We start from the raw sequence: 15746 nt of genomic DNA on the forward strand, positions 1-15746 counted from the left end.
TATCTTAATTTTCCAATTCAAGTTTGACAAAAGTTATGGAAATGTGGTAAAAAAGGTATAATCAATTTTATAATTTTAAAGCTGTGAAAGGAATCAACAGTAGATTTTCTATCCCTGTTTGTAGAGAGTCAGCGGAGGGTGAAAGCTGATACATATAGAAAATTGAATTACGTCCTGGAGCTTTCTCTGTGAAGATTGGAGTAGCAGAGAACGGATAAGCCGTTAATTTTTTGAGGTGGAGGAAGTTTTTTCCTCAAGCCGGGTGGTACCGCGTATTTATACGTCCCTGCATGTTTGCAGGGGCGTTTTTTATTTTCTTTTAGGAGGCTATTTGAATGAATTTATTAGAGGATTTGGCATGGCGGGGAATTATCTATCAGCAAACTGATGAAGAAGGTTTAAAAGATATTTTATCAAGTGAAAAAATTTCATTATATTGTGGCGCAGACCCAACAGCAGACAGCTTGCATATTGGCCACTTAGTTCCGTTTTTAACACTTAGAAGATTTCAGCAACACGGGCATCGTCCGATTGTGCTAGTCGGTGGGGCCACGGGTTTAATCGGTGATCCTAGTGGTAAAAGTGAAGAGCGTAACTTGCAAACATTAGAAGCTGTACAAAAAAATGTTGAAGGCATTCAAAAGCAATTAGCAGCGATTTTTGAGTTTGACGGAGAAAATGGAGCCATTATGGTCAATAACTATGACTGGGCAGGTTCTATGGATATCGTATCGTTTTTACGTGATATCGGGAAACATATCGGTGTAAACTACATGTTGGCGAAAGATACTATTGCGAATAGACTTGAAACAGGGATTTCTTTTACCGAATTTACTTATACGATTTTACAAGCGATGGATTTCAACCATTTATATGAGCACCATAATTGTAAATTACAAATTGGCGGAAGTGATCAGTGGGGGAACATTACCTCCGGGCTGGAATTGATCCGTAAAATGCAGCCTGAAGGCTCAAAAGCATTTGGATTGACAATTCCATTAGTAACAAAAGCGGATGGTACAAAATTTGGTAAAACCGAAGGCGGTGCCGTTTGGCTGGACCCTGAAAAAACAACACCATATGAATTTTATCAGTTCTGGATCAATTCAGCTGATGCGGATGTGGTTAAATACTTGAAATACTTTACTTTCCTGTCCCATGAGGAAATTGAGCAACTAGAAAAGTCGGTAAAAGAAGAACCTCATTTACGCAAGGCGCAAAAGGCCTTGGCTGAAGAAATGACTCGATTAATTCATGGTGAAGAGTCATTGCAGCAGGCAATTAAAATCACCCAGGCGTTGTTTAGTGGTAATGTGAAAGAGCTTTCTGCTGCAGAAATTAGACAAGGATTTAAAGATGTTCCTTCATTTGATGCATCTGGTTTTGAAGGGAATCTCGTTGACCTGCTTGTGGAAGCAGCGATTTCACCATCAAAACGTCAGGCGCGTGAAGACATAACAAATGGAGCGGTGTCTGTTAACGGTGAACGGATTACAGATGCTTCGTACTCCCTAGCTGAAAATGACCGGATTGAAGGTCAATTTACCATTATCAGAAGAGGAAAGAAGAAATATACATTAATTAAATACTAAAATAATGGGGCTCTTGGAGAATTTCCGAGGGCTCTTTTGTTTGAGTTTTTGATGGGAGCCTTTGAGCGACAAAATGGAGGTGGAACAGGTGGAGAGTGTCGCCAATAAGCGGTATAGGCGACAAAATAGAGGCGGACGAGGTGGAAAGTGTCGCCAATAAGCTGCATAGGCGACAAAATAGAGGTGGAAGAGGTGGAAAGTGTCGCCAATAGGCTGCATAGGCGACAAAATAGAGGTGGAAGAGATGGGAAGTGTCGCCAATAAGCTGCATAGGCGACAAAATGGAGGGGATAGAGGTGGAAAGTGTCGCCAATACTGTGTTAAGAAAATAAATCTGTAACTAAATAGTAACAGCAGATTAAATTAAATCGTCTAATATAATAGGAGAAAGACGGAGGTGAGGCATTTGCGGTTATTGTTGCATGCTTTTTTTATCATTGTACTAGCACTTGTTACATTTTTCGGTTTAGGACCGGTTCTGTTAGCGGATGGAAGTTCTACAGAAAGAATCATTACAGCAATCATTGTGTTAATTTTATATGTAATCATTGTCTTTTGTTATCGAAAATCTCTTCAATCGGTTAAAAATAGAAAATAAGAAACCCCTGAGCAAATCAATTGCTCAGGGGTTTCTTTTTTACAGAGATTAACGTGAGTAGAACTCAACGATAAGAGTTTCGTTAATTTCAGCTGGTAATTCAGAACGCTCTGGTAAGCGAGTGAAAGTACCTTCTAACTTATCAGCATCGAAAGTTAAGAAATCAGGAACGAAGTTGTTTACTTCAATTGCTTCTTTCACAACGTCAAGATTGCGTGACTTTTCACGAAGGGTGATAGTTTGTCCAGCAGTTAAACGATATGATGGGATATCAACGCGTGAACCATCAACAAGGATATGACCATGGTTAACTAACTGACGTGCAGCACGACGAGTACGTGCTAAACCTAAACGGTAAACAACGTTATCAAGGCGTGATTCAAGAAGAATCATGAAGTTTTCACCGTGTACGCCGCCTAATTTACCAGCTTTGTCGAATAGGTTGCGGAATTGACGCTCATTTACTCCATACATATGACGAAGTTTTTGCTTTTCTTGTAATTGCAAACCATATTCAGAAAGCTTTTTGCGTTGGTTAGGACCATGTTGTCCTGGAGCGTAAGGACGCTTATCTAATTCTTTACCTGTGCCGCTTAGAGAGATTCCAAGACGACGGGATAATTTCCAGCTAGGGCCGGTATAACGAGCCATGAGAGACTCCTCCTTCGTGTTTTTATTTTGGTAAAATAAAAACGGTTATGAAACAACGATGATAGCCATTTTGTTTTCAGATACCTTCGCCCTAGCAGCAGAGGGTTACAAGATACCCCATCATTTGAATAAAGTGTTCAAGTGAGGAACAAAATGAACGATTAAAGTGTTCACATAAGCTGCAATATTTTACACAAGGAGTATTATATAATTTTAATTACTAATAAGTCAAGAATATTTTGTTATAATAATGCATATCCAAAATTTGAAGTCTTTATAAAAGTTAGAAAAAATTCAAAAAAGTAATTAAAAAGGCGATGGATTTTCACTATAATAAAGTGAGGGTGTATATATTTGGAATTAGATTGGGAAAATTGGGTGAACTAATAATGGACGCGTACGGTGATCATGTAACCATACAAAATGAAGAAAATAGATATAAGCGGTTATTTCATATAACTGAAAAATTCCATTCTTTAATGGATAAGGAATCTCTATTACGAGAAATAATTGTTTCTCTCGAACAGTTGTATCCCTCATTTTCCTGCTATTTGCTTCTTTCTCAAGATTATCACAACCAAAACGAATTGCCCATCATTGATCTGGAATATGATAGTGAAAATATTATAGCCATGGAGGCTTACGTTTCAGGGAATACCAAAATGGAAAATTCTCTTGAAGAGAGGCGCTCTATCCTTTATGCGCCGTTAAAAGGGAAACAAGGGGTTTATGGAGTTCTGCAGATCATTGCTCCTAACATCCTTGTATTTCCAAAAGATGAAATTGAATTTATCACTTTACTGGCAAATGCGGCTGGCGGTGCATTGGAAAATACCAAGCTTTATCAGCAGTCCAGGCAGGTTATTTCCGATTTACAGTTAATTAATGAAACAACACATCGTTTAAATTCAAAGCTCAGGCTAAAAGATATGATTAGCTATATGACAAATCAAATTAAGCATTCCTTCCAAGCAAAGGAAGCAGGTTTTTTCTTGCTGACAGACAATTTGATTAATAGTAAACTACTGCCAGGATCTACCCCATTCTTTTACACGAAACAAGCATATCCATATATTGAATACATAAAAAATAAAATACTGATGGAAAAAGAGGCCCTTTTTTTCGGAGATATAAACATTCCTAGTATTAATGGAATAAAGTGTTTTCGTTCCATAATGGCGGTTCCAATGATCCAAAGAGGGAAATTTAAAGGTTTTAGTATTGTTATGAATCAAGAACCCTATTTCTTTTCATTTGAAGCCTTTAAGCTTCTGCAATCGCTGATTCATCATTCCGCACTGGCGCTTTCCAATTCGATGCTTAGGGAGGAATTGGAGAGAATGATTATTACAGATCATTTAACGAAACTTCATTCGCGTAATTATCTTGATGAAAAGATCCAATTGTCAATGAAAGAGGACGAGCAAGGGACATTCATTCTGATTGATATTGATAATTTTAAGAACATAAATGATACGTATGGACACCAGGTTGGTGATGAAGTATTGGTTCAAGTGGCCAATATTATTCGTGGAAATATTCGCGATCATGACGTTGGAGCTCGCTGGGGTGGTGAGGAAATGGCCATCTACCTTCCTAATGTGACATTAGAGACAGGGGTGGCAATCGCTGAGCGCTTAGTAAAAGCTGTGGCTGAATGCTCTGTCCCATCAATTACCGTATCTTGCGGTGTATCTTATTGGCATAAGGACATGCTTGATTCCTATAACTATTTATTTAAAAGGGCCGACGAGTCCCTCTACACAGCAAAAGGGACAGGGAAAAATAAAGTCATTAATCAAAATGATCGCATAAAAGCAAGTTAAGGCATCCATGGATTCATGGGTGCCTGAATCCATATAGGTTAATATTTTGTTTACGTACTTTATCTACATTAGCTTCATATTCTATAGGAATGGAAGCGGTTTCAAAATAGGAGGGGGAAAATTGGAGGATAAAAACTTACGCTTTGAAACAGAGGTCATTCATTCAGGTTATGTTTCAGATGAACATCAGGGGAGTCTCGTTCCACCCTTGTATCAAACATCAACCTTTACCTTTTCCACTGCTAAGCAAGGGGAAAAACGGTTTTCCGGAGAGGAAGAAGGCTTTATTTATTCACGTTTAGGGAATCCAACTGTAAAAATACTTGAAGAACGGTTGGCAATACTTGAAAAGGGGGATACTGCTTTAGCCTTTTCATCCGGAATGGCAGCTGTTTCTGCTGCATTAATGGCTTTAACGAAAACAGGTGACCACATTCTATGTTCACAAGGTGTCTATGGCTGTACCTTTGGATTCCTGCAACTCTTGAAAGAAAAATATGGGATTGAACATGATTTCTCCTCAATGGATTCAATAGAAATGGTGGAAAAAGCGATCCTACCAAACACCGCATGCATTTATATTGAAACACCAATAAACCCTACAATGAAACTGGTTGATTTAGGGCAGGTGGCTAAAATTGCGAATGAAAAAGGCATACCGGTGGTGGTGGATAATACATTTTGTTCTCCTTATTTACAAACCCCGCTTACCCATGGCTGTAATGTCGTCATCCATAGTGCGACAAAATATATTTGCGGACATGGCGATGTCCTTGCTGGTATCGTCGTTGGTAAAAAAGAATGGATTCAAAAGGTTTCAAGAACAACGCAAAAAGATATTGGAGGAATTATTTCACCCTTTGATGCGTGGCTTTTGCTAAGGGGATTAAAAACCTTACCAATTCGAATCGATCGTCATTGTGACAATACAGATAAAATCTTTCAGTTTTTAAGAAATCATCCCAAAATTGATGCGATCTATTACCCTGGTGATGCCGAGCACCCGGACTATCAAATTATGAAAAAACAAATGAAAAAGCCTGGGGGCCTTATTTCTTTTTCTATAAGAGGTACAAAGGAAACAGCACAGCGGTTGATGGATGAGCTAAACTTAATTAAAATTGCTGTTAGTCTTGGGGATGCAGAAACCTTAATCCAGCATCCGGCTTCGATGACACATGCAGTTGTCCCGGAAGAAGAAAGACGAAAAATGGGGATAACGGAAAATTTACTCCGGCTTTCAGTAGGGCTTGAAGCCTGGGAGGATATTATCGACGACCTTGAACAGGCCCTAGAAAAGATATAATAATAAAAAGCAAGGAAGAGGAAAGACTCTTCCTTGCTTTTTAGATTAAATATGCTGGACTAAAATTTCAACAAACTCTTCTAATTTCTGCTGATCAAGTTCGTCGAAGCGGTTTGTTTCTGGCGAATCAATATCCAAAACACCAAGTAATTGTCCATTTTTTAACAATGGGATAACAATTTCAGATTGTGATGCAGCATCACAGGCAATATGGCCTGGAAACTGATTTACATCTTCTACTCTGACTGTTTCCTTTAACTTTGCTGAGGTGCCGCAAACGCCTTTTCCAACAGGAATTCGAACACAGGCAGGGAGCCCTTGAAAGGGTCCTAATACAAGTTCTTTCTTCTCATCCATTAAATAAAACCCGACCCAGTTGGTACGGTCAAGAAATTGGTTTAACAAGGAGCAGGCATTACTAAGATTCGCAATTTGATTTTTCTCATCATGAATCAAGGCATGCAATTGTTTTTTTACAAGTTCATAATTTTCCTCACGACTGCCCGTATACATTTCGACGTTAAACATGTTTTTTCACCTATTTTTCGTTAGTTTTTTATATTATTTTAGCAAATTACCGTGAAACAAGGTAGAAATTGTCGACTTTTTAATAAAGGAATAAGCGGCAAAATAAAGAAACATTAGGTAAGGAGTTAAAAGTTCGATCCACTTTCGAGGGGGAAAGACATGAAAAAAAATATAAAGGAAGCAATTATTGAAGCAGCGATTAAATTATTTAATTCAAATGGATACTCTGGTACATCAATCAGAGATATTGCAGGCTATGCGAATGTAAACTCTGCAACGGTTGCTTACTATTTTGAAAATAAGCTCGGTCTTTTAGAATATTGCTTTACGCACTTTTATGAACAATACCTCGGGATCATGGAAGAGGAATATGCCCTGGTGGGACTCGGTGCCAAAGATTGCCTAAAACGAATGACTGCCAAATTGCTCCATTATCAATGTGATAATATTCATTTAGCAAATGTTGTGTACCGTGAAATGTCATTGGATTCACAAATCGTTAGAGAAATAATGTCCACTTATAATCTTAAAGAAAAATATTATTTTCAAAAAATATTTGAAAAAGGGATGGAATGGAAGGAATTCCAGCCTCACTCTATTCCTTATTTGATTATTCAGCTTAAGGGTTTACTAATGATGCCATTTATGAATTCTCATTATCTAAGAGAAGTAATGTATATTTTTCCAAATGAACGTTTCTTTGAGCAAAAATATTTAAATGAAATGTACAATTGGATTGAAAATACCCTTTGTAATGGTGTTGAAGTAAAGAAAGAGGCTATTTTATGATGAGCCTCTATTTTTTTGATTTCTTTTGCAAAAAAATTGAAAATTATAGTCAAAAATTGTCGTTTACATGGTATCATAAATACATTGAATTGAACATATCGTGCTATTTTTATATAAACTAACACCTAAAGAGAACTTGAAACGATGTTTTCCGGAACAGGAGGCTTACATGTGAAGTATTTCATAGGATTTTTTATCCTTATGCTAGCTTTATTTGTATTAGGATATCTAATAAAGAAAAAGTATTTTAAAGAAATGGATCGGTTAGAAGCGTGGAAAATCGATTTGTTGAATCGTCCAATTTTAGAAGAAATGTCCAAGGTCAAGCAGCTTAATATGACGGGGCAAACAGAAGAACTGTTCGAAAATTGGCGTAACCAATGGGATGATATTGTTACAGTAAAGCTCCCGAAACTAGAGGAAATGTTATTTGATGCGGAAGAATACATAGACCGCTACCGATTTAACAAGGCGAAAACAGTTCAACGTTCAATCAATGATACCTTGCAGGAAACCGAAAATCAGATCACGAAAATATTGGAAGAATTGCATGAACTAGTCGGCAGCGAGGAAAAAAACCGGGTTGAAATTGAACAATTAAAAGAATTATACCGGGAAACAAAAAAAGTACTTCTTGCCCACCGGCATACCTTCAGCAAGGCTGAAAAAAGTCTGGAAAAGCAATTGGAAGAGATCACGAAGAAGTTCCAAGAGTTTGATGAAAAAACAGAGAATGGAAACTACCTTGAGGCCCGCGAAATTGTTTTAACAATCAGCAGCCATTTAGGGACCATTAAAAATGCGATGGAGCTTATTCCACAGCTGTTAATTGAAGTTCAATCCATCCTCCCGGCACAACTTTCCGATGTCCAAGATGGGTTTAAGGAAATGGCTCAGCAGGGCTATTACCTAGAGCATATTCAGTTGGAAAATGAAATTAAGCAATTAGAAGAAAAGCTTTCAGAAGCAATTCGCTTGATTGAGGAAACGGACTTAGATAAAGCAGTTGAAGGTGTAAAAGAAACCAAGGATCGAGTGGATATCCTTTTTGATTTACTTGAGAAAGAGGTACATGCTAAGCACTTTATCATTAAAAATGAGAAAATTACCTATGATCTTCTGATAGAAGCACAGGAAGAAAACGACCATCTTGTTGATGAAGTGTCGAATGTCCAGCAAACCTATCATTTAAAAGAATATGATTTTGAAACACAAAGACATTTGGAAAAAGAGCTTTTAGCAGTGTTTAAGCATTATGAAATCCTAGTCGAAAAATTAAAAATTAATGAAACAGCTCAGACCAAGATAAGTGAAGAATTAAATGAGATAAAGGAACAGCTTGAAAACATCAGAGAAGAGCAACAGCAGTTTGCAAATAATCTTCAATCCTTACGTAAGGATGAGATTGAGGCAAGGGATACGGTTAGAGAACTGACAAAAAAAGTGGGGGAAGCCGTTCGGCTTGTTTCCAAAAGTAATATACCTGGATTGCCCGAGGATTATAAATATTTGTATGAGGACACCAATGAGAGCATACAAAATGTGAAGCTGCAGCTTGAGGAAAAACCGCTAAATATTTCTGCCCTTAATCAATATTTAGAAATTGCAGTTTTAACGGTTGAAAAACTTACTCATTCTACATTGGAATTAATTGAAAATGCGATGCTGGCAGAAAAGGCTATTCAATATGGAAACCGGTACCGCAGCAAATTCCCTTCCGTTGCAAAGGGATTAATGGATGCAGAACAAGCTTTCAGGCATTATGAATATCAAGAGGCATTGGAACAGGTCGCAGCATCATTAGAAGGGGTTGACCCTGGAGCCTTAAAGAAAATCAAAGCAGCAACTGCAAATGACTAAAAAAGATAAGCAAAAAACCGAATCAGCACCGGCTGTTCGGTTTTTTGCTTTTGTTAAACAGAAATTTCACTTGCACCATCTTTCTAAAATGAAGCAATATATGATAAGATTATTTTTTGCATAAGGGTTTTCGGATTCGTTAGGGGGAAAATCATGATTTATTTTGACAATAGTGCGACAACTAAACCATATAAAGAGGTTCTCGATTCATTTTTGACGGTTTCAAGTGAATACTTTGGAAACCCATCCTCACTAAACGCATTAGGTGGACAAGCTGAGAAACTTTTAACAAAGGCAAGGGAACAGGTGGCAAATCTTTTATCTGTAAAGCAAACAGAGATACTGTTTACATCAGGAGGAACCGAAAGTAATAATTTAGCGATTAAAGGTGCTGCCTATATTCATAAAAATAAGGGCCGCCATTTAATTACGACAAGTATTGAGCATGCCTCTGTCAGACAATCATTTGAGCAGCTGGAGCAGGATGGATTTGAAGTAACATACCTTCCAGTTGATTCAACCGGTCGGATTCAACTAGAAGACCTAAAAAAGGCAATCAGGAAAGACACCATCCTCATTTCGGTTATGCAGGTCAATAATGAAGTTGGGACCATCCAGCCAATAAAGGAAATCGGAGAATGTTTAAAAAGCCATCCTAATATTTTGTTCCACGTAGACGCTGTTCAAGGTGTCGGAAAAGTCCCGTTATCATTACATGAAAACAGAGTCGATCTATGTTCTTTTTCCGCCCATAAATTTCACGCCTTGAAAGGGACTGGTGTTTTATATGTTCGGGATGGTGTACGATTGTCCCCATTATTCGCTGGAGGAGGCCAAGAGCGGAAACTCCGCAGCGGTACAGAAAACGTTGCAGGGGCTGTTGCCCTATCTAAGGCGTTACGAATGGTATTGGCGGAAGAAAAAAACGGGATCGAGAGAATGAAAAAAATTCGGGAAATCCTAAGGAGTGGGATAAGTGAATTAGAAGAAGTTCAAATTCATACGCCCATTGAGCATGCCGCTCCACATATTTTAAATTTTTCCATTAAAGGAATAAAATCTGAAGTTCTGATTCATGCACTAGAGGAAAAAGAAATCTATGTTTCCACCACAAGTGCATGCTCATCTAAGAAGAAATCCTCAAGTGCAACATTGCTTGCTATGGGGGTTCCGGATGAACTGGCTGAAAGTGCAATACGAATTAGTCTCTCCTTTAATAATACAGAAAATGAAGCCATTGATGCTCTTTCAGCAATGCAAGAAGCTTCTGAACATTTACGAAAGGTAATGAAATAATATGAATTATGATCGAATAGTCATTCGCTATGGAGAATTGTCAACGAAAGGCCGCAATCGTAATAAATTCGTTGGTAAATTAAGAAAAAGTGTTAAATTGGCCCTTTCCGCTTTTCCAAAAATAAAAGTGGAAGCAACACATGATCGTATGTATGTTTTATTAAACGGTGAAGATGTCCAAGAAATTAAAATGATTTTAAGAAAAATATTTGGGATCCAAACATTTAGTCCGGCTGTTAAGGTAGAGAGTGATTTGCAGAAAATGAAAGAAGCTGCTCTTGAATTGGTTGGTTCAATTTATCAAGCAGGTCAAACCTTTAAAGTTACCGCGAAAAGATCAGATAAAACTTTTGAATTGGATACGGACGGAATCAACCAACTATTTGGTGCTTATCTGCTGTCAAACATTCCTGGTCTAAAAGTAAATGTGAAAAAGCCGGATATTAATTTATTAATTGAGGTTCGTAAAGAGGCTGTTTATCTTTCATGTGAAACAATAAAAGGGGCCGGGGGATACCCAGCGGGCTCCGGTGGTAAAGCGATGTTAATGCTGTCAGGTGGAATCGACAGCCCTGTTGCTGGTTTTATGGCCATGAGGAGAGGTCTTGAGATTGAGGCCGTTCACTTCTTCAGTCCGCCGTTTACAAGTGAACGGGCTAAGGAAAAGGTGATTGACCTTGCTAAAAAGCTAGCTGAAGTGTATGGTCAAATGACGCTTCATATTGTTCCGTTTACGGATGTACAACAGGCAATACGTGAACAGGTGCCTGAAAACTACACGATGACATCCACAAGAAGATTCATGCTTAAGATTACCGATAAAATTAGAGAAAAGCGGGAAGGGCTTGCCATTATTACGGGCGAAAGCCTTGGCCAAGTGGCTAGTCAAACACTTGAAAGCATGTTTACTATTAATGAGGTTACCAATACACCCATCATACGACCGCTTGTAACGATGGACAAAACCGAGATTATTAAAATCGCTCAAGAATTCGATACCCTCGAGATTTCGAATAGACCGTATGAAGATTGCTGTACGATTTTTGTCCCTGCTTCGCCAAAAACAAAGCCCCGCAGAGAGAAAGTCCAGCAATATGAAAGCTATTTTGATTTTGAGCCTTTGATTGAAGAAGCAGTTAATGACACGGAGACTATTACAATTAAACCGGATCTGGGTAACGATGATTCAGAGTTCGATGAATTATTTTAAAATGAATTTTTTGTGAACAATTACCAATTGATATTAAGAATGAACCTTGTGAGTTCTACACATTATATACTCACAAGGAGGTGATATCAAATGGCAAGCAACAATTCTAATCAACTTCTAGTTCCTGGTGTTGAACAAGCTCTTGACCAAATGAAATACGAAATTGCTAATGAATTTGGTGTAAACCTTGGTGCTGATACTACTTCTCGTGCTAACGGTTCTGTTGGTGGAGAAATCACTAAGCGTTTAGTCGCTATGGCTGAGTCTCAATTAGGCGGAAGCGGATTTACTCGTTAACAAATAAATAATATGGCTACAGAGAGCAGGATTTATTCCTGCTCTCTTCTTTTTTATATGAATTGGAGCGGTAAATCAAATTACAACTAAAAAATGTTTTTCGAATAATAATAATTTAAAATTTTAGGACAATTTTGTATAATAAAATTGGATGTAAATTTTTATTGCTGAGGGGGAGAGTTATGAAACGTGAGGATTTAATTGCACCGGAGAACTACAATCTTGTTTCTGAAGTAGAACGTTTTGCAAAAGACCCGAACAAATTAGCATTAAAATGGGAAAATGAAACAGGTGAAACTAAACAGGTTACATATGAATCATTATTGAAAAAAGTAAATCAAGCAGGTAATGTGCTGATTCAGAATGGTTTACAAAAAGGTGACACAGTTTTAGTGATTGTTCCAAGACTGATTGAAGCCTATATTGTCTACCTCGCTGCATTAAAAGCCGGGATGGTGGTAATTCCAAGTTCTGAAATGCTAAGAGAAAAGGATTTACAATACAGGATTACACATGGTGATGTTAAGGCTGTTATTAGTTATTATCCATACGTGGATCAATTTGAAAATATTAGTACTGCCCAATCTCTTGTGAAATTTTCCCTGGGAGGAAAAACGGAAGGTTGGAACCATCTGGATGAAGAAATGAAAGCGGCTTCAGAGAATTTTACCATTGCCGATACGAAAAGAGAAGATATGGCCTTTTTATCCTATACCTCGGGTACAACTGGGAATCCTAAAGGAGTGGTGCATACCCATGGTTGGGCATTTGCCCATCTGAAAACGGCTGCGTCTAAATGGCTTGGGATTAACGAAGGGGATACCGTTTGGGCAACGGCCGGTCCAGGCTGGCAAAAATGGATTTGGAGTCCATTCTTATCAGTCCTTGGATCAGGCGCAACAGGTTTAATATATAATGGCAAATTTGAGCCTAAAAAGTATTTAAGCCTGCTGCAAAAATACGATGTAAATGTTCTTTGCTGTACACCGACAGAATATCGATTAATGGCAAAGGTAGATAACCTCGCAGTATATCAATTGCCAAACCTTCATAGTGCGGTATCCGCTGGGGAACCACTCAATCGCGAGGTAATTGATACCTTTAGGAAATACTTCCGTGTTGATGTTCGGGATGGCTATGGTCAAACAGAAAACACTTTACTTGTTGGGGTTACCAAGGGAATGCAGCTAAAACCTGGTTCCATGGGCAAACCAACTCCGGGAAACCGTGTTGAAATCATTAATGAAGAAGGACAAGTTTGTCAAGTAGGTGAGGTGGGCGATATTGCCGTTCATGTTGAAACGCCTGCTTTATTCAAAAAATATTATAAAGACTCGGAACGAACAGCGATGCAATTCCGTGGGGATTACTATGTAACGGGCGACAAAGCGAAAATGGACGAGGAAGGCTATTTCTGGTTTGAAGGGCGCGGCGATGATATAATCATTAGTTCCGGCTATACAATTGGACCATTTGAAGTAGAGGATGCCCTTGTTAAACATCCATTTGTCAAAGAATGTGCCGTAGTGGGGAGTCCTGATGAAATACGCGGGTCTATTGTCAAAGCGTTTGTTGTTTTACAAGAAGGGGTTGATTCGAACAATCCTGAATTAACAAAGAATCTTCAAGAGCATGTAAAGGAGCTTACAGCACCATATAAGTACCCTAGAAAGATTGAATATGTATCGGATCTTCCGAAAACCACCTCCGGAAAAATCCGCCGTATCGAACTTCGCCAAAAGGAAATGGAAGCTTTAAAAGGATAATTAGATCAAAAGACAATCGGGAATCCCGGTTGTTTTTTATTTGGGCAAAAATTGGTGAATTAAAATTCCCCCTTTTCCTTCCGATTCACGTTATAATAAATAATATTTCGAAACTAGAAAGATTGGGGAACAGAACAACAATGAATAAATCAGAGATAAAAAAAGGAACCTTCCATGCCGGTTTCTCCTATTTCCTATGGGGGCTGCTGCCCATCTATTGGAAGCTCATCGATCAAGTAAGTGCCTTTGAAATTCTTGCGAACCGAATTTTTTGGTCGTTTATTTTTATGATCCTAGTACTTTTATTAACAAGAAGATGGAGATTATTTACTCAAACCCTTAAAGGATTTGCACAAAATAAAAAACAGCTTTATGCCCTGGCAATTGCCTCGTTATTAATAAGCATTAATTGGTTTGTCTATATTTGGGCAGTTAACAGCGGTCATATGCTTGAAGCAAGCCTTGGCTATTATATCAATCCGCTCGTGAGTGTCCTTTTGGGAATGATTGTCCTAAAAGAAAAATTGTCAATTGCACAATATATCTCATTTGGCCTAGCCACTATTGGAGTGTTGATCATTTCAATTTCCCATGGGAAATTTCCTTGGATTGCCATTAGTCTAGCACTTTCTTTTGGGTTATACGGTCTTGCAAAAAAATTAATCAATGTAGAGTCAGCCGTGGGATTAACCCTTGAAACATTAGTTGTTGCACCGATTGCAGCAATATATATGTGTTTCCTATTTATTAACGGTACGAATTCATTTTTATCAGCAAGTGCGGTAACCGATTTACTTTTAATAGGAGCCGGAGCGGCAACGGCTGTACCACTGCTTTATTTTGCAAAAGGTGCACAAAAAATTCCGTTATCCTTACTTGGATTCTTACAATACATTGCGCCGACTTTAACCTTAATTTTAGGGGTCTTTGTCTATAAAGAACATTTTTCAAAAACACAGCTGCTTTCCTTTATTTTTATTTGGTCCGCTTTAACCATTTATTCTTTATCTAAAACAAAACTATTTCCTCAGAGAGGATTAAATATCCAAAAGGAAAAATTAAACGGTTAAAAAAAGCAGCCACCCGAGATTTAGGGTGGCTGCTTTTATAGGAATTGTCTTTTCACTTTATGCCAGAATGAATTGTCTTTTAATTTAAGCGTCTTAATTTTTTTATTGCTCATTTTTATTTGAATTTTTTCCACATGGCGAATACTTAATGCTTCATTGTCCATTCCCATTACGGGATGGTCATTTCCTTCTGAAATCACTTTAAGTGTCAGCGTACGTTCATCTCCAATGATAAAGGAAGACCCCAGTGTTCGGTACCGATTATTATTTAACGAAGCAACTTCACTGATTTGCATACAGGAAAGTAATGGGTCAACAACGGAACCATTTAGTGATTTATTATAAGCAGTGCTGCCTGTAGGTGTGGCCACCACCAGCCCGTCTCCACGGAAGGTTTCAAAATGCAGCTGGTCAATGAACACGTCAATTACCAGCGTTTTAATAATGGAGGAGCGGATGCTGAACTCATTCAAACATGGGAACATCCCTTGTCCATCCACTGTCACTTCAAGAAGAGGGTAACGACGGACTTCAAATTGTTCATTTACGGAAGCTTCAACCATTTTTGAGGTATCATCAATCCGAAAATCACAGTACATACTTAAATTTCTAGTCGTGGAAATACCAGCGTAAAGACAATCCTCTCTAAAACCTGTTTTCCGGACGGCCTGCAGGAAAGTTCCGTCATGCCCGATGCTGGCAATAATATTTGCTTTCAGTTGATCATCAACAATCGTAAAACCATATTGTTCAGCTAACTCATAAATATGCGAGGCTTTTGAAAGCATATCGGCATCACGTGTGTGGTAAAAGTAAATATTGCGGCGACTTTCCATAAATGAACCTCCTTAATACAAAATGAATTTCCAATTTTTAACCTTTTTAAAAATATCTTTTGATAAAATGATGATAATCTTATTTAGTTTAGCATTTTTTTGAAACAATATGAAAATACGG

14 protein-coding genes and 1 other annotated feature are annotated in these 15746 nt (G+C 38.1%); of the genes, 11 read left to right on the forward strand and 3 right to left on the reverse strand.

Annotated features, from left to right (window positions below):
• Positions 1 to 74: 74 nt before the first annotated feature.
• Positions 75 to 291, forward strand: a binding site (T-box leader).
• Positions 292 to 335: 44 nt separating this feature from the next.
• Entirely contained in the window at positions 336 to 1592 is a 1257-nt protein-coding gene (gene tyrS / locus M028_RS0100630; protein WP_026572174.1) for a tyrosine--tRNA ligase, read from the forward strand.
• Between the two features lie 406 nt (positions 1593 to 1998).
• Positions 1999 to 2190, forward strand: a complete 192-nt coding sequence (locus M028_RS0100640) for a DUF6954 family protein (protein ID WP_026572175.1) — start codon at positions 1999 to 2001, stop codon at positions 2188 to 2190.
• A gap of 48 nt (positions 2191 to 2238) precedes the next feature.
• On the opposite strand, the gene rpsD is transcribed toward M028_RS0100640, so the two are convergent.
• Complete coding sequence (gene rpsD, locus M028_RS0100645) at positions 2239 to 2841, reverse strand: 30S ribosomal protein S4 (protein WP_026572176.1); 603 nt, start codon at positions 2839 to 2841, stop codon at positions 2239 to 2241.
• Positions 2842 to 3230: 389 nt separating this feature from the next.
• Between rpsD and M028_RS29180 the strand changes: the two genes are divergently transcribed.
• Both M028_RS29180 and megL read left to right on the forward strand, forming a co-directional pair.
• Positions 3231 to 4667 carry a sensor domain-containing diguanylate cyclase gene (locus tag M028_RS29180; protein ID WP_051590878.1) on the forward strand — a complete coding sequence of 479 codons (1437 nt, stop codon included), beginning with the start codon at positions 3231 to 3233 and terminating at the stop codon, positions 4665 to 4667.
• A 121-nt stretch (positions 4668 to 4788) separates the two neighbouring features.
• On the forward strand, positions 4789 to 5973 hold the full coding sequence (gene megL / locus M028_RS0100655; RefSeq protein ID WP_026572177.1) for a methionine gamma-lyase: 1185 nt from the start codon (positions 4789 to 4791) through the stop codon (positions 5971 to 5973).
• 45 nt (positions 5974 to 6018) lie between these two features.
• Here megL and M028_RS0100660 read toward each other — a convergent pair whose 3' ends face one another.
• Positions 6019 to 6501 carry a GAF domain-containing protein gene (locus M028_RS0100660; RefSeq protein WP_026572178.1) on the reverse strand — a complete coding sequence of 161 codons (483 nt, stop codon included), beginning with the start codon at positions 6499 to 6501 and terminating at the stop codon, positions 6019 to 6021.
• Positions 6502 to 6660: 159 nt separating this feature from the next.
• Between M028_RS0100660 and refZ the strand changes: the two genes are divergently transcribed.
• The 7 genes from refZ (at position 6661) to rarD (ending at position 14789) form a co-directional block, all read left to right on the forward strand.
• Positions 6661 to 7290 carry a forespore capture DNA-binding protein RefZ gene (gene refZ / locus M028_RS0100665; RefSeq protein WP_026572179.1) on the forward strand — a complete coding sequence of 210 codons (630 nt, stop codon included), beginning with the start codon at positions 6661 to 6663 and terminating at the stop codon, positions 7288 to 7290.
• A gap of 171 nt (positions 7291 to 7461) precedes the next feature.
• Positions 7462 to 9150: a septation ring formation regulator EzrA gene (gene ezrA / locus M028_RS0100670; protein ID WP_026572180.1), complete on the forward strand. Its 1689-nt coding sequence runs from the start codon at positions 7462 to 7464 to the stop codon at positions 9148 to 9150.
• Positions 9151 to 9303: 153 nt separating this feature from the next.
• Positions 9304 to 10446 (forward strand): cysteine desulfurase family protein, encoded by a 1143-nt coding sequence (locus tag M028_RS0100680; RefSeq protein ID WP_026572181.1) that lies wholly within the window; start codon positions 9304 to 9306, stop codon positions 10444 to 10446.
• Between the two features lies 1 nt (position 10447).
• Positions 10448 to 11656 (forward strand): tRNA uracil 4-sulfurtransferase ThiI, encoded by a 1209-nt coding sequence (gene thiI / locus M028_RS0100685; protein WP_026572182.1) that lies wholly within the window; start codon positions 10448 to 10450, stop codon positions 11654 to 11656.
• A 90-nt stretch (positions 11657 to 11746) separates the two neighbouring features.
• On the forward strand, positions 11747 to 11953 hold the full coding sequence (locus tag M028_RS0100690; RefSeq protein WP_026572183.1) for an alpha/beta-type small acid-soluble spore protein: 207 nt from the start codon (positions 11747 to 11749) through the stop codon (positions 11951 to 11953).
• Between the two features lie 182 nt (positions 11954 to 12135).
• On the forward strand, positions 12136 to 13719 hold the full coding sequence (gene mbcS / locus M028_RS0100695; protein ID WP_026572184.1) for an acyl-CoA synthetase MbcS: 1584 nt from the start codon (positions 12136 to 12138) through the stop codon (positions 13717 to 13719).
• Positions 13720 to 13859: 140 nt separating this feature from the next.
• Positions 13860 to 14789: an EamA family transporter RarD gene (gene rarD / locus M028_RS29185; RefSeq protein WP_035423636.1), complete on the forward strand. Its 930-nt coding sequence runs from the start codon at positions 13860 to 13862 to the stop codon at positions 14787 to 14789.
• Positions 14790 to 14824: 35 nt separating this feature from the next.
• Here the strand turns inward: rarD and M028_RS0100705 are convergent, their stop codons facing one another.
• Positions 14825 to 15625, reverse strand: coding sequence for an NAD kinase (locus M028_RS0100705; RefSeq protein WP_026572185.1), 801 nt, complete (start codon positions 15623 to 15625; stop codon positions 14825 to 14827).
• Positions 15626 to 15746 lie beyond the last annotated feature (121 nt).

Source organism: Bacillus sp. UNC438CL73TsuS30 (assembly GCF_000482325.1).
Classification (GTDB): Bacteria; Bacillota; Bacilli; order Bacillales; family Cytobacillaceae; genus Neobacillus.

Excerpts from the sequence above, each read along its gene's own strand:
- tyrS (WP_026572174.1), top strand. The coding sequence starts at position 336 with ATGAATTTATTAGAGGATTTGGCATGGCGGGGAATTATCTATCAGCAA.
- rpsD (WP_026572176.1), bottom strand. The coding sequence starts at position 2,841 with ATGGCTCGTTATACCGGCCCTAGCTGGAAATTATCCCGTCGTCTTGGA.
- M028_RS29180 (WP_051590878.1), top strand. The coding sequence starts at position 3,231 with ATGGACGCGTACGGTGATCATGTAACCATACAAAATGAAGAAAATAGA.
- M028_RS0100660 (WP_026572178.1), bottom strand. The coding sequence starts at position 6,501 with ATGTTTAACGTCGAAATGTATACGGGCAGTCGTGAGGAAAATTATGAA.
- refZ (WP_026572179.1), top strand. The coding sequence starts at position 6,661 with ATGAAAAAAAATATAAAGGAAGCAATTATTGAAGCAGCGATTAAATTA.
- M028_RS0100680 (WP_026572181.1), top strand. The coding sequence starts at position 9,304 with ATGATTTATTTTGACAATAGTGCGACAACTAAACCATATAAAGAGGTT.
- thiI (WP_026572182.1), top strand. The coding sequence starts at position 10,448 with ATGAATTATGATCGAATAGTCATTCGCTATGGAGAATTGTCAACGAAA.
- M028_RS0100690 (WP_026572183.1), top strand. The coding sequence starts at position 11,747 with ATGGCAAGCAACAATTCTAATCAACTTCTAGTTCCTGGTGTTGAACAA.
- mbcS (WP_026572184.1), top strand. The coding sequence starts at position 12,136 with ATGAAACGTGAGGATTTAATTGCACCGGAGAACTACAATCTTGTTTCT.
- rarD (WP_035423636.1), top strand. The coding sequence starts at position 13,860 with ATGAATAAATCAGAGATAAAAAAAGGAACCTTCCATGCCGGTTTCTCC.
- M028_RS0100705 (WP_026572185.1), bottom strand. The coding sequence starts at position 15,625 with ATGGAAAGTCGCCGCAATATTTACTTTTACCACACACGTGATGCCGAT.